Origin of the sequence: Shimia sediminis (assembly GCF_003990645.1) — a bacterium.
Classification (GTDB): Bacteria; Pseudomonadota; Alphaproteobacteria; order Rhodobacterales; family Rhodobacteraceae; genus Shimia; species Shimia sediminis.
The window spans coordinates 23,344-47,838 of the sequence record NZ_RYZK01000005.1; the positions used below are offsets into that span (position 1 = coordinate 23,344).

A 24,495-nucleotide genomic window follows, 5' to 3' on the forward strand; every position below is an offset into this window, starting at 1 on the left:
AGATTGTCCGACCTACGGGGGGCAGTGCCCGCAATCGGCAGATGCGCCGGGCACCGGGTGTCACGCTATAGTTGATTCCCGGCATCCGAATACGCTGGAGGACCTGCGGCGGGTGCGGCGCGAGGCGTTGATGACCCTGTTCAGCCTGCATTATGACCGCGGCGGCATGTCCGTGCCCGAGGTTGGGCGGCTCGCGCGGCAATTGGTGTTGGAGTATCCCGATTACCCGGACCACTGGTTGAACTACGCCACATTGGTCTCAGCGCAAGGTGAGGCCAGTTGTGCCCATGCGCTGATCGTGATGGGCACGCATTTTTCCCGCGACGGCAAACAGCATCTGGACTCGTACATCGACGCGTTCAAAGCCCAGGACCCCGAGCCGGAAACGCTGGTCACCCGGCTGGAGGCAACCCACCAGAGTCACCCGGTTCTGGCGCGGGGGTCGGCCTGTAAACAGCGCGGCCTGTTTCCGCGCTGTTTTGACCAGAGCCGGGTTCTGGAACAGATGGAAACGCGGGTTGATGACAGCTCGTGTCTGCGGTACTTCCCATAGCGCCCAAGGCCTGAAAAATCGTCATTTCGGCCCTCATCGCCTTTCCGTTTCCCGCGAATAAAATTGGGTCTTTCAAATTTTTCCGAACAATAAGCACTGCAAAGCTACAAGAAAAACACATGTTTTCAAGTGCTTGTCGCAAAGGCCTTTTCCCGCATTCGTTGCGTAAGGAGGTGCCGGGCCGCCAAGTTCCCCTTGCCGAATCCACGGCCCTCTTCCTAGGGTGAGGTCGCTCAGACAAAGGCATTCGGGGCGTTTTGCACCCGAAGCCGCAACAGGGAACGAACACCATATGACTGGGACATTGCTCAGCATTCGCGGCCTGACCAAGGCCTATCCCGGCGTGGTTGCCAATGACAACGTGTCGTTTGATATCCAGGAGGGCGAAGTTCATGCGCTCTTGGGGGAAAACGGCGCGGGCAAATCAACGCTGGTCAAGATGATTTACGGGCTGGTGAAGCCCGACAGTGGAGAGATGACCTGGCGTGGTGGTGCCTTTGCCCCACCCGAGCCGAAGGCGGCGCGCGCCTCGGGCGTGGCGATGGTGTTCCAGCATTTCTCGTTGTTCGACGCGCTGAACGTGGCCGAGAACGTGGCACTGGGGATGGAGAACCCGCCCTCGATGCGCGATCTGGCGCGGCGTATTCGCCGGGTGTCCGAGGCCTATGGGCTGCCGCTGGACCCGAACCGCACGGTGGGCGATCTGTCGGCGGGGGAACGTCAGCGGGTCGAGATCATTCGTTGCCTGCTGCAGGATCCCAAGCTGCTGATCATGGACGAGCCGACCAGCGTGCTGACGCCGCAGGAGGTGGAAATCCTGTTCCAGACGCTGAACAAGCTGAAGTCCGAGGGCACGTCGATCCTGTATATCAGCCACAAGCTGGAAGAAATCCGCACCCTGTGTGACCACGCGACCATTCTGCGGCTGGGCAAGAACGTCGGCGAATGCGTGCCGGCGGACACATCGGCGCGGGATATGGCCGAGCTGATGGTGGGAGACACGCTGCAGACGCCGACACGCACGACGGAAAAGACCGGCGATGTGATGCTGGATGTGTCGGGGCTGTCGCTGGAGCCGTCGAACCCCTTTGGCACAACGCTGAAAAACATCCACTTCACGGTACATGCCGGTGAGATTCTGGGACTTGGCGGGGTTGCTGGCAACGGTCAGGACGAATTGTTGGCGGCACTCTCGGGCGAGAGCACGACCTGGCCGGATGCGGTCAAGGTCAAGGGCGAGGACGTCGGCCACCTGGGCCCCAACGCGAGGAGGGCGCGCGGCATTCTTGCAGCGCCCGAAGAGCGTTTGGGCCATGCGGCGGCGCCGGACATGAGCCTGGTGGAAAACGCCCTGCTGACCGGGGCGATGCGCAAGGGGCTGACACAGAACGGATTTGTGAACTGGAGCGGCTCGACCGCGTTTGCCGATGACATCATCAAGGCGTTCGACGTGCGCACGCCGGGATCGGATCGCGCGGCACGGTCGCTGTCGGGGGGCAACCTGCAGAAGTTCGTGATCGGTCGCGAGGTGCTTCAGGATCCCGAAGTTCTGGTGGTGAACCAGCCCACGTGGGGCGTGGATGCGGCCGCGGCGGCGGCGATCCGGCAGGCCTTGCTGGATCTTGCGGCCAAGGGTGCGGCGATTGTCGTGATCAGCCAGGACCTCGACGAACTGATGGAAATCTCGGACCGCTTTGGCGCCCTGAACGAGGGCCGCATGTCGGACATTCGCCCGGCGGCCGGTCTGACAATTGACGAGATTGGCCTGATGATGGGCGGCGCGCACGGTATGGAAGTGGCGCATATCGATGAAGGAGCCGGCGCATGATCAAGCTGGAGAAACGGCCACAGCCGTCCCGCGCCCTGGCGCTGGCGACGCCACTGATCGCGGTGTTCATCACCATGATTGCAGGCGGGTTGCTGTTCTGGGCCCTGGGAAAGAACCCGTTCGAGGCCATTCGCACAATCTTTTGGGACCCGCTGTTCCACGAGCAGTTCGCGTCCTATTCGCGCCCGCAGCTCCTGGTCAAGGCCGGTCCACTGATCCTGATCGCGATTGGCCTGTCGTTGGGGTTCCGCGCAGGCATCTGGAACATCGGCGCCGAAGGCCAGTACATCATGGGCGCGATCTGTGGCGCAGGTGTGGGGCTGGCATTCTACCCGTCGGAAAGCTTTCTGATCTTTCCGATGATGGTGGTCGCAGGCGCCCTGGGTGGCTGGGCCTGGGCGATGATCCCTGCCCTGTTGAAGGTGAAATTCGGCACCAATGAAATCCTCGTCTCGCTGATGCTGGTCTATGTGGCCGAGCAATTGCTGGCGTCGATGTCGCTGGGGCTGCTGAGAAACCCCGAGGGGCACGGCTTTCCGGGATCCCGTAACCTCAAGGACTATGCGGCGGCGCATAATGGCGAGTTGATTGCGGGCACTGGCATGCATTGGGGCATTGTCGCGGCCTTCATCGCGGTGATCTTTGCCTATGTGCTGCTGAACCGGCACATCCTGGGGTTCAACATCCGGCTGACCGGCGAAGCCCCGCGCGCGGCGCGCTTTGCCGGGGTGAACCCGACGCGGCTGATCCTGTTCTGCCTGGGCACCGCAGGGGCGCTGGCGGGACTGGCGGGTCTGTTCGAGGTCTCGGGGCCGGCGGGTCAGATCAGCATTGATTTCAACGTCGGCTATGGCTTTACCGCGATCATCGTGGCGTTCCTGGGCCGGTTGCATCCGGTGGGCATCCTGCTGGCCGGGCTCTTGATGGCGTTGACCTATATTGGCGGCGAGCTGGCGCAGCTGATGCTGAGCCTGCCCTCGGCGGCGATCCAGGTGTTCCAGGGGATGCTGTTGTTCTTCCTCTTGGCGCTGGACCTGTTGACCAACTATCGTATCCGAATTGCCGTGAAGGGAGCCGCGTGATGGACCTGAGTGCTATTAATCCCGTCCTTCTGATTGCCTCGCTCATGGTGGCGGCGACTCCGCTGTTGCTGGCGGCCATCGGTGAACTGGTGGTGGAGCGCGCGGGCGTGCTGAACCTGGGCGTCGAAGGCATGATGATCGTTGGTGCGATCAGCGGCTTTGCCATTTCGGTTGAGACCGGCTCGCCCATGGTGGGGCTGGTGGCGGCGATGATCGGCGGGGCGCTGTTGTCGCTGCTCTTTGCCTTTCTCACGCAGTTCGCGCTGGCCAATCAGGTCGCATCCGGTCTGGCGCTGACGCTGTTCGGGCTGGGGCTGTCGGCGCTGATGGGGCAGAGCTATGTCGGGATCAAGCCGCCGACCATGGCCAAGCTGGATATTCCGGTGATCTCGGACATTCCGGTCATTGGGCCGATCCTGTTCAGCCATGATCCGGTGCTTTACATTGGTGTTGCGCTATGTGCGGTGGTCTGGGCGGTGCTGAAGTACAGCCGCGTCGGGCTGGTTCTGCGCGCGGTGGGTGAAAACCACGATGCCGCGCACGCGCTGGGATACAACGTGGTCCGTGTGCGGGTGCTGGCGATCCTGTTCGGGGGCGCCTGTGCGGGGCTTGGCGGAGCCTACATCAGCCTTATTCGCGTGCCGCAATGGACCGAGGGCATGACCGCCGGGATCGGCTGGATCGCGCTGGCGCTGGTGGTCTTTGCCAGCTGGAAACCCTGGCGGGTTTTACTGGGTGCTTACCTTTTTGGCGGTATCAACGTTTTGCAGCTAAATCTGCAGGCCGCGGGCATTGCAATCCCGGTCGAATACTTGGCAATGTCGCCGTATCTGATAACCATTCTGGTGCTTGTCATCATGTCTGCTGACAAAAGCCGTGCGCCTGCATCGCTCGGCCGCATCTTCCACGCCTCGGGCTAACCCGGTCCGAGTGCCAATAATGAACACGAAAGGGAGTGTAATCGTATGAAACTGACCAAACTGCTGACCAGTGCTGCCCTGGCGGCCGGACTCGCCACAGGCGCGATGGCCGACACCACCAAGGTAGGCTTTGTCTATGTCGGCCCCGTGGGCGACGGTGGCTGGACCTATGAGCACGATCAGGGCCGCAAGGCCGTGGTTGAGGCCTTTGGCGACAAGGTGGAAACCACCTATGTCGAGAACGTGCCCGAAGGGGCCGACGCCGAGCGCGTGATCACCCAGATGGCGCTGCAGGGTACGGACCTGATCTTTACCACCTCGTTCGGCTACATGGATCCGACCATCAATGTCGCCAAGAAGTTCCCGAATGTGAAGTTCGAGCACGCCACCGGCTACAAACAGGCCGACAACGTCTCGGTCTATTCGGCACGCTTCTACGAAGGTCGCGCGGTTCAGGGCCACATTGCGGGTCACATGACCAAGTCGAACGTCATCGGCTATATCGCGTCCTTCCCGATCCCCGAAGTGATCCGAGGCATCAACTCGGCCTATATCCACGCCAAGAAGGTGAACCCGGACGTCCAGTTCAAGATCATCTGGGCCTATACATGGTTTGATCCGGCCAAAGAGGCCGACGCCGCCAAGGCGCTGATCGAACAGGGCGCAGACGTGATCCTGCAGCACACCGACTCGACCGCGCCGCAGGCCGCCGCTCAGGCCGCCGGCAACGTGATCACCTTTGGTCAGGCCTCGGACATGGGTGAGTACGCCCCCTTCCCGCGCGTGTCGTCGATCATCGACAACTGGGCGCCCTACTACGTCGCGCGCACCAAGGCCGTGATGGATGGCACCTGGGAAAGCGTGAGCACATGGGACGGCATCGGCGCTGGCATGGTTGGCATCGGTGAGATCTCGGACGCGGTTCCGGCAGACGTGAAGGCCAGCGCCGAAGCGCTGCGGGATTCGCTGGCGGATGGCTCTTACCACGCGTTCACCGGCCCGCTGAACAAGCAGGACGGCACCCCGTGGCTGGCCGAAGGCGAGACCGCGCAGGACTATGGTGACGACGGTCTGGCGGGCCTCGGCTTTTATGTCGAAGGCATCGAAGGCGACGTGCCGCAGTAAGCCTGCCCCAATCTGACATAACAAAAGGCCCGCTGATCTGGCGGGCCTTTTTTTTTGCGGTGTCTGGTGCGGATGCCCCCCTCAGGATCAGTAGAGCGTGTCGCGGTAACGCTGCTCGGTATAGTCCTGGCTGGTCGAGGCAACCTCGATCTCGGAGTGATCGCGCACCATTTCATAAAGCGTCGCGACCGGGCGTTCCGAGGGCCAGCTGTCGGGCTTCCACAGGCCCGCGCGCAGCGGGGCCTTGCCGCAGTGGGTAAAGATTTCCCCGGCGGTGATGCGGGTCACGGTTTTGGGGCTGCGGCCCTTGATCTGGAACTGGGCGCAGACCTGTGGATCGTCGGTAATCTCGGCGCGACCATTCACTCGCAGGGTTTCGTCCACAGAAGGGATCAGGAACAGCAGCGCCACCTGCGGATGGGCCAGGATGTTCATCAGGCCGTCAATCCGGTTGTTCCCCGGACGATCGGGAATAAGCAGGGTTGTGTCGCTCTCGACTTTCACGAAGCCTGCCGGGTCGCCCTTGGGCGAGACATCAAGGTTGGTGCCGTCAGAGGTGGCCAGGATCAGCAAGGTGGCGTGGTCGATAAAGCTGCGGCAATGGCGATCAAAGGTCGTGATGACCTTGGCCGCAGCGTGGGGAGAGGCGTCGCCGTAAATCTGCCTGAGTTTTTCGGGGGTCATTCTGGGGCTCCTGTAGAAAGCTGCACTGGGGCGTTTGCGTCATGGGTTTTCGTGCCGGATGGGCGGGGGGGCGCCGGTGCCGGTCGGTGTGGTCCCCGGCAGCATAGCGTGGCCGCACATCTGTGTCGTTGCCAAAACCCGATCCCACGCAGCAGCCTGTGCCGCCGGGATCAGAGGGTGACAGATTGGTCTTCGAGGATCTTGCCCCAGGTGAAGATGTCATAGTCGCGATACGCGGCGACGTAGAAAGGATCGTCGAGGATCAGAGCTTCGACCTCGGCGCGGCCTGGGGCTTCGACCACCCAGAGCGCGCCACAAAAGGCCCCGTCGATGTCCGGCTTGAGCCCGCCGCCGATCAGCAGCTCGGGGTGGGCCCTGGCATAGGCAACATGGGCGTCGCGGCGGGATTGATCGGCACTCTCAACACCAATGCCCTGGGCGGTCCGATGACACGCGAGGTGACCGAGATCGGGATGATCCCCTATATCCTGTCCTATGCCAACGGCGGGTTGAACAACCACGTGCTGCTGCCTGTTTTCCTGTTGCGGGTCTTTCGCCACAAGAGTGTTTTCATTCGCCCGGACCGGGGCATTGAACGGCCTGAGGATCTGAAGGGCAAGACCATCGCCTCGCCCGGGTTTTCGTCAAGTTCGCTGACCTGGATTCGCGGCTTCATGCAGGACGAGTACGGGGTGTCGCCGCGTGATGTGAAATGGGTTATTTCAAGCAAGGACACCGGCGAGCAAGGACACCGGCGGCGCCTCGGAATACGAAAGCCTGATCCCGGACGGGCTGGACATCACCGAAGGCCCCGAGGGGTTGGATGAATCCGACCTCTTGGTCGAGGGCCACGTCGATGCGCTGTTTCATGCCGCCGAACCACGCGCCTTTGTCGAGGGCCACCCGAAGTGCGTGTGCCTGTTTGATGACAGCCGCGCGGTGGAGCAGGCCTATTACCGCAAGACCGGGATTTTCCCGATCATGCATGCGGTGGCCATGCGCAAGGATGTGGTCGCGGCGAATCCGGGTCTGGCGCGCGCGGTGTTTGACGCCTATGCTGCCAGCAAACAATCGCTTTATGGCTGGCAGCGCAGCCTTGGCTGGGTGCTCAATTCGCAGCCCTGGTTCTCGCAGGAGATGGAAGAAGCGCGCGCGGTGATGGGAGAGAATTTCTATTCCTACGGGTTCTCCGACAACAACAGGAAAACCATGACGACCCTGCTGCGGTACTGTTACGAACAGAGGCTGTCCGGACGTCTGGTCGACGTGGAAGAGTTGTTTCTGGACGAGTCACTTGGCTGGGGTGAGGCCTGAGACCGGGACGGCTGTAGGTCGGACAAGATTGTCCGACCTACGGGGGGCTTGTTGACCAATGCTGGGGTCAGCGGCCGGATCAAACGGAAGTTCGTCCAGATGCTTGATGTAGTCCAGCGGATCAAACGGCAGATCCTTGAGTACCAGCTGCGGATCACGCGCGCTTGAGCGCCTCGGAGGCAGTGGCAAGACGGGCGTGCCCTCCGGGGGTGTCGGCAAGGGCCACGATCAGGGTGTTTTCCGCGATGCACACTTTGCCCGGCTTGGCGCGGAAGGCTGAACACTGTCTGAAAACATAGAAGAGGCTGCACAACGGCAGCCTCTTTTTTCTCTTTTTTTAGCCGATCAAACGATCTTACATATCGCTTTCCGAGAACGGTCGCGGATAGTTGGTAAGCTGCTCGGGGGTAAAGGGCAGTTTCTCTGCATCCACTGGCGATGTGTAAAGCTTTTGTGTCTCAGGACGCTCGTTGGAAATACCTGTCAGGGCCGGTCCAGGGGTTGCGTCAGGGCGGTTGGGGTACGTCTCCATCCACATTTCGTGGCGCGCACGCTGCCGGTTGAACATCGACTTGACGTGGAACATCTGGATCATTTCACCGGTACGCTCACGCGGGTCAGTGTAGAGATCGTAGAACTCGTTCTTGGACAGGCCGGGGGTCGCGTTTTTCCAGTCGCGCTTGAAGCGGCCCTTGACGCCAGCTGCCAGGTTCGGACCCTGGTAGATCATGACATAGTCGCGACGCGAATGGCCATCACCGTTCAGCAATAGCGAGGTCTGGTCGACACCATCAATCACGCGGTCGGTCGGAATACGGTCCATCGCGCCGCCCAGACGGGCGAAAGTGGTGAACAGGTCGCTGACGTGCAGAATGTCACCTACGATCTGGTCGGGTTCGATCACGCCTTTCCATTTGACGATCGCGGGCACACGCACACCACCTTCGGTAAAGTCGCCCTTACCGCCGGTATAGAGCGTTTCGACCATGCCACGAGGGCCGTAGTGAATGAACGGGCCATTGTCGGCCATCACCATGACCAACGTGTTTTCGGCAATGCCCTTTTCTTCCAGATGCTCGAACAGCTCACCCACAAAATTGTCGACGGCAATCAGGCCTTCTTGCAGCATGTTCTTGTTGGCAGTGGACCGTTGGGTTACGCGGGGATCAGGAAAGAACGCACCCAGGATAGGCTGGTAAGCCACGAAGAACGGCTCACCGGCTTCGACACTCTTGTCAATAAAGGCCAGCGTCCGGCGCTGTGACTCGGTTTCGATGTCCCAGTAGTTCTCGATATTGGGCGGCGGACCCCATTCGATGGTCTCCCCCCCTTTGGTGCCTTCCAGAGTCCAGACCTGCCCCAGTGGTTGCCAGGACTTGTCCATGTCGTATTTGTCTTCAGCATAGAGGTCAGGGTACAGGCCGGTGATGACGTTGCCGACTTCTGCAGCAGGGTTCCACATCGACGGCACCTGGTTGTAGGGCGTGAAGAACGCCTCATCATACCCTTGGTTGTGGGCGTAGGAGAACTCGGTGTCCCCAAGGTGCCATTTGCCAAAAAACGCCGTCTTGTAGCCAACGTCGGACAGGACTTCGGCAATGGTCACTTCCTCGGCGTCCATGCCCGAGTACTCGACAGGGAACGACACCGTATGCATGCCCGACCGCACAGCGTAACGGCCGGTCTGGAATGCGGCGCGGGTCGGTGTACAGGCTGGCTCGGTGTACATGCGCATGAAGTTGATGCCATCTTCGGCCATCTGGTTCATGTGCGGTGTTTCAAAGCCGCGCACGGACTGGATTTCGGGAATGCCCACTTCCCCCAAAGCGGTATCGTCCCACATGATGTGTATGATGTTGGGCCTGGTGCCGTGCTTGGCTTCGAGCGCGGCAAGCTTTTCCTGGATGTTGGCATCTTCCCTGGCCCATTTGTCGCCATGCTGTGCTTCGAGCACATAATGTTCGGCGTCGTGGACAATGTTTTCGCCACCGGCCATTGCGCCCTGCGCTAAGACGGTGAGCAGTGAGAGGGTCGACGCGCCAGCACAGGCGAGCGCCCTTCGCTTTCGTGATGTAAGTTTAGACATCCTTGGCTCCTGTTGAATGTTGATCGTGGGGGGGTGTCCCGGACAGGTCCGGCACACGGGATGCATGCCGGGCGAGATAGGTCAGGATTTCCTGGTGCAGGCCGGACAGGCTGTCATCGATCTGCAAGAGCAGCTCGTCCGCGTCAGGCCCTTTGTCGGCCTGAGCGACATCGCGCTCTTTGGTGAGAAGCACGTAGTCGGCGCAAATCTCATCCAGTTCGGATGACTGCGCCCGCAACCGCCTGAGGGTGTCCCATTCGGTTGGAAAGACACGTGTCAGCACGCTGTTTATCCTGTCATGTTTCGAGTCCGGGATCGTCATGGCCCAAGCCTGCAACGTGATTGCAGATTTACAGAAGGGTGATACGGTAACTTCAGGGTAAAACCGCAGGCTTCACCCGTTGAAAAGATTGAGAAATTCGGAGACACCCGAAAGCCATGGCAGACCACGACAAGACCCACGCATTAGAGCCGACCTCGCATAGGGCCGAGCTGCGCGCGGCGTTGGATGCGGTGTGTGAAAGCGAACAGTTCGTGAATGCCGACCGCCTGAAGGCGTTTTTGCGCTATGTGGTGGACGAGGCGATTGCGGGGCGGGCGGATCAGATCCTAGGCAAGACCATCGCCCAGGATGTCTATCTGCGGAACATGACCGCTGCGGGGTCCCGCAGCAATCTTGTGCGGGTGGATGCGGGGCGGCTGCGGCGCAAGCTGGATGAGTATTATGACACGGCTGGCCGGGCGGATCGCATCAGAATTCACATCGACAGTGGTGGCTATGCGCCCTGGTTCGAGGACCGCATCACGCCAGTGACCGAGAACATCGGCACCGCCACGCGAAAAATGGCCCGCAAGTGGCTCTGGACGGGCATGGGGGCAGCTGCCCTGATCGGTGCGGTGGGTGTCCTGGCGTTTTGGCCTGTGGCACCGGTGACCGAGCCGCCTCTGGCCCAGACAAACACCGCAAAGCTCAAGGCGCTGGCGGCCAAGTCTCCGGCCACGGTGCAGGCCGAAAACCTGTGCACCCATGCCCGGGGCCTGTTGTTTCCGGTTGCCAGCGTGGACAATCAGACGCTGGCCAGCGATATCTTTCGGCAGGCGATCAAGAGCGATCCCGACTATGTGTGTGGGTATGCCGGGCTGGGTCACAGCCTGGGCACCAGTGCCATTCTGACCCCACCGGGTGAGACACGGGCGGCCTTGCAGGCAGAGGCCCTGCAGATGGCCCAAAGGGCTGTCGATCTGGCGCCCACCTCGGGCTGGAGCCAATCGGCGCTGGCCTGGGCCAGCTATGCCAACGGGCAGTTTGACACCGCGCTGACCCATTCCGAGCTGGCCGAGGGGCTGGCGCCGAGGGATGGAAACGTGCTGGATTTTCGCAGCTTAATGCTGCTGGTTCTGGGGCACTTTGAAGAGGCTTATGACGTCAGCCATCACACCCGCCCCAGGGAAACGGGCAGCTACCGCTTTGCCCACCGCAATATTCACGCGGTCGCCAGTTTCCACCTGAGCAAGTACGATGAGGCCATCCGCTCGATCACCTATGCGACAGAGAACGGCGATCCGGTCAGCGCCTTGTCGCTCGTGATACTCGCGGCGTCACATGAGGGATTGGGAGAGCGCAAGCAAGCGCAGGCCAGGCTGGCCCAGTTGCGCCAGGCCTGGCCCGCGTTCAGCGCCAGGCGCGTTGTGGGGGCGTTCTATTCTGATCCGGCTTTTGCAAACGAGATCCTCAAGATGATCACCACCGCTGGCTGGCAGGAGCCGGTCTAGGGGTGATCCGGAGGCTTTCGTGCATTTGCGCACAATAGGCGCGCCAATTCGGAGATTTGTGCGAGTGAGTTTTGACGCTAGTCTACGAGCCAGAACAGGAGGACGGACATGCGCAAGATTCAGGCACAGGGTGTGCATCACATCACATTGAACGGGGCGGGTCGGCAGACCTCGATTGATTTCTGGGAAGGCGTGCTGGGCATGCCCTTTATCTTTGACCAGCCGAACCTCGACAATCCGAACGAGGGGCATCTGTATTTCGACCCCGGCGACGGGCGGCTGATCACGATCTTCACCAATGAAGACTACAAAGCTGATCCAACCGGCAATCCGCGCGACCCCGGCACGGTGCACCACATTGCCTTTAACGTGTCGCGGGCGTCGCTGACCCATTCGCTGGAGCGGCTGGACGCGCGCGGGATTGCGCATACCCCGATCAAGGATCGCGGCTTTATGGAGTCGGTCTATTTCAAGGACCCGCTGGGGCTGACGATCGAGCTGGCCTGCTACAAGTTCGAACCACCGGTGGGCTGCACCCATGCGGATGTGATGATCCGGGCCCACCGCGCACGGGTCGCAGCCGGGGATTACAACATTCAGGAAATCCACCTGACCGAGGCCATTGAGGCGCTGGTCGATGCGCGCCAGGAGTCGCTGTCCGCCGATCGCGGGGCCAAGAACCCCTATTGAGGGTGTGGTAGGTCGGACAAGATTGTCCGACCTACGAGCCATCAGCCAAAGGCCTCAGACATGTGCCGTCAGGCCCCCGTCCACGCGCCAGTTCTGGCCGGTCACATAGGTGCCTTCGCCCGCGAGATAAGAGATCATCGATGAGACCTCGGCCGCACGGCCATAACGCCCCATCGCGATGCGCGCCTTGCGGTCTTCGGTCTCGGGCAGGCTGTCGATAAAGCCCGGCAGGACGTTGTTCATGCGCACGTTCCGGCCTGCGAACTTGTCCGCGAACAACTTGGTAAAGCTGGCAAGTCCCGCGCGGAACACGCCCGAGGTGGGAAACAGCGGATCGGGTTCAAAAGCCGCGAAAGTCGAGATGTTGATGATTGCGCCGCCCCCCTGCGCCGCCATGATCGGCGCCACCAGACGTGCCGGGCGGATCACGTTCATCAGGTAGACCTCCATACCGAGATGCCAGTCGTCGTCGCCGATCTCCATGATGTCGCCCTTGGGGCCGTGGCCTGCCGAGTTGACCAGCACGTCGATGCGGCCCCATTTTGCCATGGCCGCGTCCACCAGCGCCTGCAGGTCCGCTGCGACGAGGTTCGAGCCGGTGACGCCGACGCCGCCCAGCTCTTCTGCCAGCGCCTTGCCCTTGCCCGAGGACGACAGGATGGCAACTTCAAAACCGTCTGCCTTGAGGCGGCGCGCAGCATCTGCGCCCATACCGCTGCCGCCGGCGGTGATCAATGCAACTTTGGTCATAACAAATCTCCTTTTCGATGTTGCGGTCAGATTAGGGGACAACGGGGCGCCTGACCAATCATGCTTCTTGCGGTAAGGCAGGAGAAAAACTATTGTCACGTCATGCGAAAACCACCTTTGAATGCCCTGCGCATGTTTGATGCAGCCGCGCGTCACGGAAACTTCCGACTGGCCGCAGAAGAGGTGTTCGTGACCCAAGGTGCGGTGGCACAGCAGGTGCGAAAACTGGAAGACAACCTTGGTTTGTTGCTTTTTACGCGGCTGCCCCGGGGTTTGGCGCTGACCGAAGCGGGGGCCTTGTATCACGCGGAAATCCGCAAGGCGTTGGAGATCATTGACCGGGCGACGGAAAACCTCCGCCCATCTCCGGCAGCGGTTGTGCTTTCGGTTCCGCCCTCGCTGGCAACAAAATGGCTGGTGCCTCGACTGGCTGATCTGGCACTGGAACACCCTGAGATCACGCTGGATCTCAGGGCCAGCGAGCGCCTGACCGATTTCACGCGTGACAAGGTGGATCTTGCGGTGCGGCAAGGCCGGATGCGGCAGAGGGACGGTCTGATCGTGACCGAGTTTGCGCCGCTGGAAATGCTGGCGGTGACCCGCGCGGTGCCGTCGTTCCGGGTCCACGCGATGGCGATTGCGGATTTCGCCGGGCACAGGCTGATCGAGGATGGCCACCGCCATTGGACGCGATTGTTCGAAGCCGCGGGGCATGCCGCGCCGGACGTGGCGCTGAGTTTCAACCAGACGGCTCTGGCGATTGATGCGGCGGTGGCGGGACAGGGCATTGCCCTTGCACCGAGGTTGCTGGTCGAGGACGCATTGGGCGCCGGACAGCTGGATGTCCTGTGGCAGGTGCCCGCGCGGCACGAGGCCTATTATCTGCTGCATCCCGACCGCCCGCACCCGGCACGTGACACCGTGCGGGATTGGTTGCTGGGGCATATGTAGGTCGGACAAGATTGTCCGACCTACGGCGCGCATGACCTCTTTTCCCGGCGTGCAATCCGTGCCAGTTTCGCGCCATGAACAGAACCCTCGTCAGCCGTGATGGCACCCCGATCAGCCGCCTGGCCTTTGGTGCCATGCAGTTTGGTGGCACCGCCTCTGAAAAGGATGCCGGCGCCATGTTCGCGGCCTGTCGCGCGGCCGGGATCACCCATTTCGACAGCGCGCATGTCTATACCGAGGGGGCCTCGGAAGAGATGCTGGGGCGCCTGGCCGCGCCGGAACGGGACCGGCTGATCATCGCCACCAAGGCGGGCTATACCGGTGGGGCAAGCGCCAGGACCCTGACCGCACAATTCGATCTGTCGCGACGGCGGTTGGGGATGGATCATGTGGACATTTTATACCTGCACCGGTTCGACCCGGACACCGATCTGGCAGAGACCATGGACTGTTTCGCAGAGCTGAAACAGCGGGGGCTGATCTCTTACGTGGGCCTGTCGAACTTTGCTGCCTGGCAGGTGATGAAGGTGCAAGGGGTGGCGCGGGAACGCGGGTTGACCATCGACGTGCTGCAGCCGATGTACAATCTGGTCAAACGGCAGGCCGAGGTGGAGCTGCTGCCGATGGCGGCGGATCAGGACATCCTTGTGGCGCCTTATTCGCCACTGGGCGGGGGGCTGCTGACCGGAAAGTACCGCGGTGAGTATCAGGCTGCCAGCGGCGACGGTCGGCTGGCGACCGACAGCCGTTATGCGGCCCGGTATGGGCCGGGATGGATGCGCGAGGCAGCCATGGGTTTGGGCGAGATTGCCGCCGAACTAGGGGTGCATGCCGCAACGCTGGCGGTAGCCTGGGCGGCGCGACATGCGACCGGGCCGACGCCGATCATATCGGCGCGCAATGCCGCGCAACTGGCCCCGTCGCTGGCGGCCTTGAATTTCGAGATGAGTGACACTTTGTATGCGCGGATCGCGGCACTGAGCCCGACGCCGCCCCCTGCAACGGATCGGATTGAAGAAGTATGACAGATTTTCTGGTGATTGGCGGAGGTATCGCCGGAACCTCGGCCTCGGCCCGGTTGGCCCCCTTGGGCAAGACCCTGTTGTTGGAACGCGAGACAGCGCTGGGGTACCATGCCTCGGGGCGCTCGGCGGCGCTGTACGAGTCGAATTACGGGCTGGCGTCGACCGTGGCCCTGTCGGAGGCCAGCGGAGACTTTCATGCGAATTACGATGGCGGCTTTCTGAGCCCGCGGGGGTTGATGCTGGTGGGCAAGACGGATGAGGCCGAGGCCTTTGACAGTGCGTGCCAAAGCCTCAACATGTCCCCGATTGCGCTGGATGCGGCGCTGGCCATGGTGCCGATCCTGGACAAGGACAGGCTGGGGTATGCAGCCTATCACGAGAGCGCCTATGACGTGGACACGGACCGTGAAATCCAGGTCTTTGCCCGCATGTGCCGCGCCGAGGGGGGCACTGTGTTGACCGGGCAAGAGGTCAGCGCGATCCGGCGCACCGGGACGGGCTGGGTTGTGACCGCCAATGGCGTGGAACACGAGACCCGGATGATTGTGAACGCCGCCGGGGCCTGGGTGGATGTGATTGCCGGACTGGCCGGGATTACACCGCTCGGGTTTACGCCCTTGCGGCGGTCGATGGCGCGTATTCCCGCGCCGGGGGGACATGATGTTTCGGGCTGGCCGATGCTTTTGGGGGTGCGCGAGGATTGGTATGCCAAGCCGGACGCGGGCAAGTTGCTGGTCTCACCCGCCGAGGAAGACCCGCAAGATCCGCATGACGCCTGGGCTGATGACATGGTGCTGGCCGAGGGGCTTGCCCGTTACGAGGAGGTTGTGACCGAGCCGGTGACCCGGCTGGAGAGCAGCTGGGCGGGGTTGCGGACCTTTTCGCCGGACCGCAACCTTGTGTTGGGGCCTGCGGTGGAGGATGCGGGCTTTTTCTGGGTGGCGGGACAAGGGGGCTATGGTTTTCAGACCGCCCCTGCCGCGTCGCAGCTGGTGGCGGATCTGGTGGCGGGGCGGCCTTCGGAGCTGGACGGGATCACCCTGGCTGCGCTGGACCCGAGGAGGTTTGCCTGATGCCGAAACGCGAGAAATTGCCAGAGACGGCCTCGGTCGCCACGGGCAGCGGCGGCGACAAGCTGTTTGCGCCCTCGGCGGCGCGCAATGCCGAGGCGATTGTCGCACTTGCGGCGGATCGGGCGCCAGAGGCGGGCCGCGCGCTGGAGATCGCCAGCGGCACCGGTCAGCATGTGGTGGCCCTGGCGGCGGCCCTGCCCGGCCTGCAGTGGCAGCCAAGCGAGGTCGATGCCAGCCGACGCAGCAGCATTGACGCGCATGTTGCCGAGGCTGGTCTGACAAATGTTGCCCCTGCGATGGCGCTGGATGCCACGGCGCCGGGCTGGGGTGCGGCGCAGGGTGGTCAGGATTTCATTTGTCTGGCCAACCTCTTGCACCTGATCTCGGAAAACGAGGCGCGGGTGCTGGTGACAGAGGCCGCCGAGGCGCTGGCGCCGGGGGGTGTGTTGATGATCTATGGCCCCTTCATGCGCGATGATGAACTGGTCAGCGAGGGCGACCGCGCGTTTCATGCCAGCCTGCGGGCTGCGGATCCGGAAATCGGGTACAAGAGCGACTTTGACGTGCTGGAGTGGGGTCAGGCGGCCTGGCTGGACTATCTCGATATGGTGGAGATGCCAGCCAACAACCTGTCGATCCTGTGGCGGAAGCCCGGGTAGCTCTCCCGCCTGGGTCACATCGCTGAAGCGATGCGGCCCGTTGGCATTGTATCTGAAGAAACAATGCAACCCGTTGGGCGTGGCTCAGCAGAGCTGAGCCTGGGAGGGGCGCAGCCCCTCTTGGCTGCGGTGCAGCCAATTCACCCCGGAGTATTTTTGGCGACATGAAGCATGGGGGATGTGTGACGTGTCGTCATGGCAAAACAAATTCCGAAAACATGATCTTTGTCAAAGTGGGTCAGGTGATTCCGTGGTTTTCAGCGGGAAATGATATTCCAGGAGTGAGATATATGAGCTGGGCTGACAAACTGAACGGAACCCGCAACCAGTTGCGCGCATTGAACAAGACCATCCCCGAGACGACGCGGGCCTTTGGCGCCCTCGGCAAGAGCGTCAAGGAAGGCGGGGTTCTGGATTTCAAGACCAAGGAGTTCATCGCGCTTGGCATTGCCGTGGCGGATCGCTGCGAGGCCTGCATCGTGTTGCACATCGAGGCTTTGGTCCGCGCCGGGGCCAGCCGGGAAGAGATTGGCGATGTGCTGGCGATGACCATCCAGATGGGCGGTGGGCCATCGATGATGTATGCGGCAAAAGCGCTGGAGTGTTACGACGAGATGACCGCCGGTTGAGCGTATCATCGTTCCGCATTACATAGGTGTGACACTTTACGTCTTTTGCGAAAGGACACGCATGCCCCGTCTCTTGCCATTCGTGCTGGCGGCCGCTCTTGCGGCGCCATTTTCAGCCTCGGTTGCCCTGGCCGAAACCGCCGAGTTCCGTCTTTGGGATCTCGACCAGGACAAGCGTGTGACGCTGGCCGAGATCGAGAACCGCCTGTTGGCGGTGATGGCGCAGTTTGACAAGGACGGCGACGGCGCGCTGAACAACGAGGAATATGATGCCTTTGACGCGGCCCGCGAGGCCGAGGCAAAGGAGCACAACACCTCATTGTCGTTGCGCGCGGTTGGCGGCCTGTCCCGTGGCAATGTCGACAGCAACTTTGACGGCATGGTGACGCGCGAGGAGTTGTTGGAAGCCGGGCGCAGATGGTTCATGCAGATGGACCGCAACGGGGATGGCCAGATTGACGCCAATGACTTTCCCAATGCGCTGGATTTTACCAAGGACAACTGAACCGGCTTTGGCCGAAATCGGATGGCATGACTGTTTGATGCGGAGCGGATCCTGAGGGTCCGCTCCCTCATTTTTTGCCGGGAGCAGAGGTTGCGCGTGGTTGGCGTGCGGCGGGAGTCTGCCGGGTGTTCAAAAGAGTGCGACGGACCTCTGGTTCCGGTGCGTATGACCAACTATCTGATGTTCAAAGGATGAATGAACATGAAAAAGACGATATGTGTCATGGTCGCATTTGCGGCAAGCATGGCCATGGCAGATCCGGATGAAATCAGGATTGGAGATTGGGACGTCAACGGTGACGGGTTGCTGTCGCGCGAGGAAGCGGCGGCGATTCAGTACGATGTCTTTGACACCTATGATCAGGATGAGGATGGCGACCTGAAGGGGCGCGAGCGCGAGGGGTTTGAGGCAAACCTGGCCTTTCGTCGCAGCGAGAACCAGGTGATTGCGACGATGGGGTCGCCGGACATGAACCGGGATGGGTTGATCAGTGCCGGTGAATTCAAACGCTGGACCGGCGCCATGTTTGATCGTCTGGACACGAGCGGCGACGGTATGGTGAGCCCGGAGGAGATGGCGGCAAAGAGGCCGTAACACGCGGATCTGCATGGGTTTTTCCGCTGATCTCTATTTTCCGGCCCCTGCGACAGTCTGTCCTCGACGGGACCTCGATTACATTCCGTATAAGGAATGTAAATCAAGAGGACAGAGACATGACTACCCCAAAAATCGCCATCCTGGCATTGGTACTGACCGCAAGCGGCGCATGGGCAGAGGCCGGCAATCCGGGTGCCCATTTCGTGGAGAACTGGGACCTGAATGAAGACGGTGCCGTGTCGTTGGAGGAAGCCACCGAACGCCGCAGCGATATCTTTTACACCTTTGATGCGGATGAAAACGGTGTTCTGGACGCCGAGGAACACGATCAGTTTGACGAAGCCCGCGCCACTGACATGAAAGAAAACGGCATGGGGCACGGCAAGGGCAAGGGTAACCCGGCCAATGGCATGAAGCGTGACGTCACCGACGCCAATGGCGACGGGCAGGTCAGCCGCGAAGAGTTCATGGCAGCGGTCCCTGCGTGGTACGCCGGGATTGACCGAAACGGAGATGGCACCGTGACCGTGGACGACTTTGGCCGCAACTAAAAAAGGGGCCTCAGAGGCCCCTTTTTCCTGATCCGGGCGAAACCGGTTCAGCCGTTCATTCGGATGGTTTCGTTCTTGGGGTCATAGGGGCTGTCACAGGTGACAACCGCATCCCAGAGCTTGTCCTGCATCTTGACCTGCAGCTTGGTGCCTTCGACCGCGAGGTCGGGGGTCACGTAGCCCATGCCGATGGATTTACCGAAGTGCACGGAATACCCGCCCGAGGTCAGGCGCCCGACGCGGGTGCCATCGAGGGTATAAAGCGCCTCGCGGCCCCATGGGTCGGCATCGGCGGGACCGTCGATCAGCAGCGTGCAACATTTGGCGCGGATGCCCGTGGCCTCTAGCTCGGCCTTGCCGTGGAAGTCCTTGGACAGGTCGATAAAGCGCGGCAGGTCGGCTTCGGCCGGGGTCGCATCACGGCCCAGTTCGGTGCCGAAGGCGCGATAGGATTTCTCCTGACGCAGCCAGTTCTGAGCGCGTGCGCCAACCAGCTTGAGCCCATGTTTCTCGCCCGCTTTGGTCAGCAGATCCCAGAGATAGTTCTGCATCTCGATCGGGTGGTGCAACTCCCAGCCCAATTCACCGGTATAGGCCACGCGGATGGCGTTGACCGGGCACATGCCCAGTTCGATCTGGCGCGCGGTCAGCCACGGGAAGCGTTTGTTCGAAAGCGCGGTGTCGGGGTCGGCATCGACGATCACTTCTTTCAGAACGTCACGCGATTTCGGGCCTGCGATGGCGAAGACGCCCCATTGGGTGGTCACGTCCTGAATTTCGATGTAACCGAATTCTTCCATCTTGTCCTCGGCCGCCTTGCGCAGGAAGTCGGCGTCATACTCGGTCCAGGCCCCGGCAGAGACGAGGTAGTAGTTGTTCTCGCCGTTGCGCACGATGGTGTATTCGGTGCGGGTGGTGCCGTGGCTGGTCAGCGCATAGGTCAGGTTGATGCGACCGACGCTGGGCAGTTTGTTACAGGTGAACCAGTCGAGGAACTGGGTTGCGCCGGGGCCTTTTACCACGTGTTTGGTAAAGGCGGTGGCGTCGATCAGGCCAACGCCGTTGCGAACCGCTTCGGCCTCGGCCTTGGCGTATTCCCACCACGCGCCACGGCGGAACGAGCGGCTGTCGTGGTCAAAGTTTTCCGGCGCATCGAGGGGGCCGTAATAGTTCGGGCGTTCCCAGCCGTTGACCCAGCCGAACTGCGCGCCTTGGGCCTTTTGGCGGTCATAGGCGGGGGCGGTGCGCAAGGGGCGGCAGGCTGCGCGCTCTTCGTCGGGGTGGTGCAGGATGTAGACGTGCTCGTAGCATTCTTCGTTTTTGCGCGCGGCAAATTCGGTGGTCATCCAGTTTGACGAATAGCGTTTCGGGTCGAGCGAGGCCATGTCGATCTCGGCTTCGCCATCGACCATCATCTGGGCGAGGTAATAGCCGGTGCCACCCGCAGCGGTGATGCCAAAGGAAAAGCCCTCGGCCAGCCACATGTTGCGCAGACCCGGCGCGGGGCCGACCAGCGGGTTGCCATCCGGTGTGTAGCAGATCGGGCCATTGAAATCGTCCTTGAGGCCGCTTTCAGCACAGGAGGGCACACGTTCGGCCATCGCCATATACTGTTCGGCAATCCGGTCCAGATCCAGCGGGAATAGGTCGGCGCGGAAGCTGTCCGGCACCCCATGTTCGAACTGTGCAGGGGCGCCATGTTCGTAAATGCCCAGGATCCAGCCGCCGCGCTCTTCACGGGCATAGGATTCGTTGTCGGCGTCGCGCACAACGGGGTGCTCGGGGTTGCCGGCTTCGCGCCATTTGACCAGCTCGGGGTCCTTGTCCATGACGATGAACGTGTGTTCGACCGGGATCGCGGGCATCTTGATGCCCAGCATCTTGGCGGTGCGCTGTGCGTGGTTTCCGGAGGCGGTCACGACGTGTTCGGCAGTGATCACGACCTGCTCGTCGCTGGGCACAAGGTTACCGCCCTTTTCGACCATTTTGGTACAGGTCACTTCCCAGTGGGTTCCGGTCCAGTGGAAGGCGTCGGCCTGCATCTTGCGCACGATCTCGACACCGCGCTGGCGCGCGCCCTTGGCCATCGCCTGGGTGACATCGGCGGGGTTAATGTAGCCGTCTTCGGTGTGATAGATTGCGCCCTTGAGGTCGCCGGTCTCGATCAGTGGCCAGCGCTCTTTGATCTGATCCGGGGTCAGCCATTCATAGGCCACGTCACAGGTTTCGGCGGTGGACGCATAGAGCATGTATTCGTCCATGCGGTCCTGTGTCTGCGCCATACGCAGGTTGCCGACCACGGCGAACCCTGCATTGAGCCCGGTTTCTTCCTCGAGCTGTTTGTAGAAATCAACCGAGTACTTGTGGATATGCGTGGTGGCATAAGACATGTTGAACAGCGGCAGGAGACCTGCGGCATGCCAGGTCGAGCCCGAGGTCAGCTCGTCCCGTTCGATCAGCATCACGTCATCCCAACCGGCCTTGGCCAGGTGATAGGCAATTGACGTTCCGACGGCACCACCGCCGACAACCAGCGCTTTGACTTGAGTTTTCATAGGCCCAGCGACTCCCAAAAAAGTGAATTGAGCATAATCTGTCAAATCAAGGGAGGCCACGGCGGGTCCAGCCGACCCAAAAAAGCTCAAAACCGACCCTCGGTGCGGGATTGGTCGTTATCGCAGGGCCATTGCCGTGTCAGGAGAGGTCAGGGTCGGGGTGCCGGGGCCAGGGATTCGACGGAAATGGTGCCTGCCATGGTCAGGGGCGCCGGTGCATTCGACATGCGTTCAGACTGGGCCTGAAACGTGGCGATGGCGACCAGACCGGTCGTCACAAAGATAAATGGCAAAACGCGGCCCATCCGGTCCCTCCTGCGTCTGCCCCCAAGAGGTAGTCTGCGCCAGAGGATTGGCGAGAATGGGCAGGCAATGGGGCGATATCGGGGCGGCGGGGCAAAAGACGGCACCAAAGCCGCGCAATTTTCTTGCCGCAGCGCGGCATAATCTGTAAGGAAGCGACCCAAACGTCCAATGGAAACGCGCAAAACATGAAGATTTGCAGGACCATCGCAGACTGCCGCGCCGAGGTGGCCAGCTACCGGGCCGCCGGTGAGAGGGTCGGGCTGGTGCCGACCATGGGGTTTCTGCACGAGGGCCACATGGCGCTGGTCACGGCGGCCCAGGAGGATTGCGACCGCGTGGTTGTGACCATTTTTGTCAATCCCACGCAGTTTGGCGAGGCCGCTGATCTGGAGGCCTATCCGCGTGATGAGGACCGGGATTTTGCGATGCTGCGCACGGCGGGCGTGGATTGTGTGCTCGTGCCCCCTGTCGAAGAGGTCTATCCGCAAGGTGATGAGACCATCGTCGAGACCACCCGCATGGCCAATATGCTGCACGGGTTGGTGCGCCCGGGGCATTTCCGCGGGGTGACGACGGTGGTGGCGCGACTGTTCAACTTTGTGCAGCCCGATGTCGCCTGTTTCGGCGAGAAGGATTATCAGCAACTCAAGATCGTGCGGCGCATGACCCGCGATCTGGCCTTTCCCATCGAGGTGCGCGGCGTGCCGACGGTGCGGGAAGCCGATGGGCTGGCCATGTCATCGCGCAATGTGCGGCTGGGACCGGAAGATCGCGCCGCCGCCCGCGTGCTGTGCGATGCGCTGGATCACGCCGAGAGTTGGGCCGCAACCCCAAGGACCGTCGAGGGCCTGCGCGCCACCATCACCGACGTCATCAAGGGCCAACCACGTGCCACCCTGAAAGGGTTGGACATCGTCGAAGCGGAAACGCTTGACGAGATCACCGGCCCCCTCACCTCTCCTGCTGCCATCATGCTTTCGGCTGAGTTCGGCGGCATTCTTCTGATTGACCAAAGGGTTGTCTTCCCATGAGCAAACACACCAAAATCCGCCGCAACACTGTGCCGATGATCGCCGCGCGCAAGGGGGGCGAGCCGATTGTGTCGCTGACCTCGTACCACGCGCATACCGCTGCAATCGTTGATAAATATGCGGACTTTATCCTGGTGGGGGACTCTCTGGGCATGGTGATGCATGGCATGGAGAGCACCGTGGGCGTGTCGCTGGAGCTGATGATCATGCATGGCAAGGCCGTGGTGCGCGGCACCGAAAAGGCGCTGGTCGTGGTGGACATGCCCTTTGGCACCTACGAGGAAAGCCCCTCGGTCGCGTTCCGCAATGCCGCGAAGATCATGAAGGAAACCGGCTGTGGCGCGGTCAAGCTGGAAGGCGGCAAGCGTATGGCCGAGACCATCACCTTTCTTGTCGAACGCGGCATTCCGGTTATGGCGCATATCGGCCTGACCCCGCAGTCGAGCCACGTCATGGGCGGGTTCAAGACCCAGGGGCGCGAGGAAGACAGCTGGACAGCGCATGAGGAAGACGCCCGCGCCGTGTCCGAGGCGGGGGCGTTCGCGGTTGTGCTGGAGGGCATGGTAGAGCCGCTGGCTGCGAAGATCACCAAGCAGATCGATATTCCCACTATCGGTATCGGCGCAAGTGCCGAGTGTGACGGGCAGATCCTCGTATTGGAGGACATGCTGGGGCTGAACGAGTGGACGCCGAAGTTCGTCAAGGTCTATGGCGATCTCGGGCCCGCCATCGAACGCGCCGTTTCGCAATACGCCGAAGAGGTCAAGGACCGGTCGTTTCCGGGCGAGGATCAGGTGTATCGCTAGGGTCTGATCCGTAAACAGAGTCTGAACGGGGCGCGCGCGGACTCTCATGGCATTCCATGCGACTCGGCCTGATTTGCCTGTGGTTAAAGGCCAAAACTGGGGTCTGTATTGCGTCGGTATCACGTCGGTATTGCGTCGGTGCTCGAACCGCAATCCTGACACGTTAACGGCGCGCACGGTCGAAACCCCTGCACAATAGCTGAAACGCGGCAATGTGGGTCGATGTAGGTCGGACAAATTGTCCGACCTACGAGGGTCACGCTCAGTACTTAAGGCGCAGACCAACCCCGATGCCATGGTCATAGAGCCGGTCGCGGCCCAAACCCACGAAGAGATCGCCATAGAGCGCCAATCTGGCGTTCAGGTTCTTGCCCAGCTGAAACTCGGCTGACGCGGGCCAGATATCGTTGCTCCAGTCATAGGGCAGTTTCAGGTCCATCTTGGCCCAATAGCCGTCCCCAAAGGGCTGCAATGCAATCAGCCGCATGGCGGTCTGCGAGACATCCGTGGGGCCGTTGTAGGATTCATAATGCTGCACCAGCGGGATCAGCGTCAGACCGGTTTGCAGGTTGGTCAAGGCCACCCCCCCAAAGGGCGCGATCTGGTCAGAGCCAAGGCCGGTGCCCTTGGCCGGGTCGCCAAAATCGAGGATGAGTTCCAGCCCGACGGCGGTGCGCATGCCCCAGGTGTCGTTCAGCTTGCGTTCGGATGGGAAGTGGATGCCCTTGAAACTGACGCGGCTGAGGTCGTTTTCGCGGGTGCCGGATACGTCGGTTGAGTAGTAATGCGCCTCGTATTTGAACTTGAGATCGGGGCGCAGCATGTAGGCGCCATCAATGATGGCGTCCTGTTGGTCAAAACCGCCGCCCAGATCGTAGTATTGATAGCGCAGATCCGTGTTGTTCACCGCCGCCAGAGGGTTTGAGGCGTTCTCGGCCAGGGCCGGTGAGGCCAGAGCGGCAAGGGCCGCGAGAGTGGTTCCGAGGGGGCGCATGGGGACCT

General features: G+C 61.5%; 28 protein-coding genes. 20 read left to right on the forward strand and 8 right to left on the reverse strand.

Annotation, left to right across the window (positions count from 1 at the left end):
* The first annotated feature begins 130 nt into the window (after positions 1-130).
* From EK369_RS12135 to EK369_RS12155, 5 genes are all read left to right on the forward strand, one after another.
* Entirely contained in the window at positions 131-553 is a 423-nt protein-coding gene (locus tag EK369_RS12135; RefSeq protein ID WP_127114529.1) for a hypothetical protein, read from the forward strand.
* A 292-nt stretch (positions 554-845) separates the two neighbouring features.
* Complete coding sequence (locus EK369_RS12140) at positions 846-2,381, forward strand: ABC transporter ATP-binding protein (protein WP_127114530.1); 1,536 nt, start codon at positions 846-848, stop codon at positions 2,379-2,381.
* On the forward strand, positions 2,378-3,463 hold the full coding sequence (locus tag EK369_RS12145; RefSeq protein ID WP_127114531.1) for an ABC transporter permease: 1,086 nt from the start codon (positions 2,378-2,380) through the stop codon (positions 3,461-3,463). The genes EK369_RS12140 and EK369_RS12145 overlap by 4 nt, the downstream gene beginning before the upstream one ends.
* Positions 3,463-4,383, forward strand: coding sequence for an ABC transporter permease (locus EK369_RS12150; protein ID WP_127114532.1), 921 nt, complete (start codon positions 3,463-3,465; stop codon positions 4,381-4,383). Before EK369_RS12145 ends, EK369_RS12150 begins: the two co-directional genes overlap by 1 nt.
* 45 nt (positions 4,384-4,428) lie before the next feature.
* Positions 4,429-5,508, forward strand: a complete 1,080-nt coding sequence (locus EK369_RS12155) for a BMP family ABC transporter substrate-binding protein (protein ID WP_127114533.1) — start codon at positions 4,429-4,431, stop codon at positions 5,506-5,508.
* Positions 5,509-5,595: 87 nt separating this feature from the next.
* Here the strand turns inward: EK369_RS12155 and EK369_RS12160 are convergent, their stop codons facing one another.
* Both EK369_RS12160 and EK369_RS12165 read right to left on the reverse strand, forming a co-directional pair.
* A complete protein-coding gene (locus EK369_RS12160) occupies positions 5,596-6,192 on the reverse strand; it encodes a pyridoxamine 5'-phosphate oxidase family protein (RefSeq protein WP_127114534.1) in 597 nt (198 codons plus the stop codon).
* 170 nt (positions 6,193-6,362) lie between these two features.
* Positions 6,363-6,752, reverse strand: coding sequence for a YciI family protein (locus tag EK369_RS12165; protein ID WP_306461216.1), 390 nt, complete (start codon positions 6,750-6,752; stop codon positions 6,363-6,365).
* On the opposite strand from EK369_RS12165, the gene EK369_RS12170 reads away from it, so the two are divergent.
* The 3 genes from EK369_RS12170 (at position 6,666) to EK369_RS21795 (ending at position 7,786) form a co-directional block, all read left to right on the forward strand.
* On the forward strand, positions 6,666-7,019 hold the full coding sequence (locus EK369_RS12170; RefSeq protein ID WP_235871415.1) for an ABC transporter substrate-binding protein: 354 nt from the start codon (positions 6,666-6,668) through the stop codon (positions 7,017-7,019). The two genes, EK369_RS12165 and EK369_RS12170, sit on opposite strands and share 87 nt — an antisense overlap.
* Positions 7,012-7,506: a hypothetical protein gene (locus EK369_RS12175; protein WP_127114536.1), complete on the forward strand. Its 495-nt coding sequence runs from the start codon at positions 7,012-7,014 to the stop codon at positions 7,504-7,506. The genes EK369_RS12170 and EK369_RS12175 overlap by 8 nt, the downstream gene beginning before the upstream one ends.
* Before the next feature lie 136 nt (positions 7,507-7,642).
* Complete coding sequence (locus tag EK369_RS21795) at positions 7,643-7,786, forward strand: hypothetical protein (RefSeq protein WP_164726978.1); 144 nt, start codon at positions 7,643-7,645, stop codon at positions 7,784-7,786.
* 75 nt (positions 7,787-7,861) lie between these two features.
* On the opposite strand, the gene EK369_RS12180 is transcribed toward EK369_RS21795, so the two are convergent.
* The gene (locus EK369_RS12180) at positions 7,862-9,592 is read right to left on the reverse strand and encodes a sulfatase-like hydrolase/transferase (protein ID WP_164726979.1); all 1,731 of its coding nucleotides are present in this window, start codon (positions 9,590-9,592) and stop codon (positions 7,862-7,864) included.
* Positions 9,585-9,914 carry a hypothetical protein gene (locus EK369_RS12185; RefSeq protein WP_127114538.1) on the reverse strand — a complete coding sequence of 110 codons (330 nt, stop codon included), beginning with the start codon at positions 9,912-9,914 and terminating at the stop codon, positions 9,585-9,587. The genes EK369_RS12180 and EK369_RS12185 overlap by 8 nt, the downstream gene beginning before the upstream one ends.
* 116 nt (positions 9,915-10,030) lie before the next feature.
* Between EK369_RS12185 and EK369_RS12190 the strand changes: the two genes are divergently transcribed.
* Both EK369_RS12190 and EK369_RS12195 read left to right on the forward strand, forming a co-directional pair.
* Positions 10,031-11,365, forward strand: coding sequence for a tetratricopeptide repeat protein (locus tag EK369_RS12190; RefSeq protein WP_127114539.1), 1,335 nt, complete (start codon positions 10,031-10,033; stop codon positions 11,363-11,365).
* Positions 11,366-11,473: 108 nt separating this feature from the next.
* Complete coding sequence (locus tag EK369_RS12195; RefSeq protein ID WP_127114540.1) at positions 11,474-12,055, forward strand: VOC family protein; 582 nt, start codon at positions 11,474-11,476, stop codon at positions 12,053-12,055.
* A gap of 54 nt (positions 12,056-12,109) precedes the next feature.
* Here the strand turns inward: EK369_RS12195 and EK369_RS12200 are convergent, their stop codons facing one another.
* Complete coding sequence (locus EK369_RS12200; protein WP_127114541.1) at positions 12,110-12,805, reverse strand: SDR family oxidoreductase; 696 nt, start codon at positions 12,803-12,805, stop codon at positions 12,110-12,112.
* A 102-nt stretch (positions 12,806-12,907) separates the two neighbouring features.
* Between EK369_RS12200 and EK369_RS12205 the strand changes: the two genes are divergently transcribed.
* The 8 genes from EK369_RS12205 to EK369_RS12240 all read left to right on the forward strand — a co-directional run bounded on the left by EK369_RS12205 (position 12,908) and on the right by EK369_RS12240 (position 18,795).
* Positions 12,908-13,756, forward strand: coding sequence for a LysR substrate-binding domain-containing protein (locus EK369_RS12205; protein ID WP_164726980.1), 849 nt, complete (start codon positions 12,908-12,910; stop codon positions 13,754-13,756).
* Between the two features lie 74 nt (positions 13,757-13,830).
* A complete protein-coding gene (locus EK369_RS12210; protein ID WP_127114543.1) occupies positions 13,831-14,781 on the forward strand; it encodes an aldo/keto reductase in 951 nt (316 codons plus the stop codon).
* Complete coding sequence (locus EK369_RS12215; RefSeq protein ID WP_127114544.1) at positions 14,778-15,854, forward strand: NAD(P)/FAD-dependent oxidoreductase; 1,077 nt, start codon at positions 14,778-14,780, stop codon at positions 15,852-15,854. The genes EK369_RS12210 and EK369_RS12215 overlap by 4 nt, the downstream gene beginning before the upstream one ends.
* Positions 15,854-16,513 (forward strand): DUF938 domain-containing protein, encoded by a 660-nt coding sequence (locus tag EK369_RS12220; RefSeq protein ID WP_127114545.1) that lies wholly within the window; start codon positions 15,854-15,856, stop codon positions 16,511-16,513. The genes EK369_RS12215 and EK369_RS12220 overlap by 1 nt, the downstream gene beginning before the upstream one ends.
* 290 nt (positions 16,514-16,803) lie before the next feature.
* The gene (locus EK369_RS12225; protein ID WP_127114546.1) at positions 16,804-17,142 is read left to right on the forward strand and encodes a carboxymuconolactone decarboxylase family protein; all 339 of its coding nucleotides are present in this window, start codon (positions 16,804-16,806) and stop codon (positions 17,140-17,142) included.
* Between the two features lie 61 nt (positions 17,143-17,203).
* Positions 17,204-17,647, forward strand: a complete 444-nt coding sequence (locus tag EK369_RS12230; RefSeq protein ID WP_127114547.1) for an EF-hand domain-containing protein — start codon at positions 17,204-17,206, stop codon at positions 17,645-17,647.
* A gap of 201 nt (positions 17,648-17,848) precedes the next feature.
* Complete coding sequence (locus EK369_RS12235; protein ID WP_164726981.1) at positions 17,849-18,241, forward strand: EF-hand domain-containing protein; 393 nt, start codon at positions 17,849-17,851, stop codon at positions 18,239-18,241.
* Between the two features lie 119 nt (positions 18,242-18,360).
* Complete coding sequence (locus tag EK369_RS12240) at positions 18,361-18,795, forward strand: EF-hand domain-containing protein (RefSeq protein WP_127114549.1); 435 nt, start codon at positions 18,361-18,363, stop codon at positions 18,793-18,795.
* A 47-nt stretch (positions 18,796-18,842) separates the two neighbouring features.
* On the opposite strand, the gene EK369_RS12245 is transcribed toward EK369_RS12240, so the two are convergent.
* Together EK369_RS12245 and EK369_RS21800 are read right to left on the reverse strand one after the other, a co-directional pair.
* Positions 18,843-21,350, reverse strand: a complete 2,508-nt coding sequence (locus tag EK369_RS12245; RefSeq protein ID WP_127114550.1) for a GcvT family protein — start codon at positions 21,348-21,350, stop codon at positions 18,843-18,845.
* 149 nt (positions 21,351-21,499) lie between these two features.
* Positions 21,500-21,655, reverse strand: a complete 156-nt coding sequence (locus EK369_RS21800) for a hypothetical protein (protein WP_164726982.1) — start codon at positions 21,653-21,655, stop codon at positions 21,500-21,502.
* Positions 21,656-21,841: 186 nt separating this feature from the next.
* Between EK369_RS21800 and panC the strand changes: the two genes are divergently transcribed.
* Positions 21,842-22,687, forward strand: coding sequence for a pantoate--beta-alanine ligase (gene panC / locus EK369_RS12250; RefSeq protein WP_127114551.1), 846 nt, complete (start codon positions 21,842-21,844; stop codon positions 22,685-22,687).
* A complete protein-coding gene (gene panB, locus EK369_RS12255) occupies positions 22,684-23,493 on the forward strand; it encodes a 3-methyl-2-oxobutanoate hydroxymethyltransferase (RefSeq protein ID WP_127114552.1) in 810 nt (269 codons plus the stop codon). Before panC ends, panB begins: the two co-directional genes overlap by 4 nt.
* 262 nt (positions 23,494-23,755) lie before the next feature.
* Here panB and EK369_RS12260 read toward each other — a convergent pair whose 3' ends face one another.
* Complete coding sequence (locus EK369_RS12260; RefSeq protein WP_127114553.1) at positions 23,756-24,487, reverse strand: hypothetical protein; 732 nt, start codon at positions 24,485-24,487, stop codon at positions 23,756-23,758.
* Positions 24,488-24,495 lie beyond the last annotated feature (8 nt).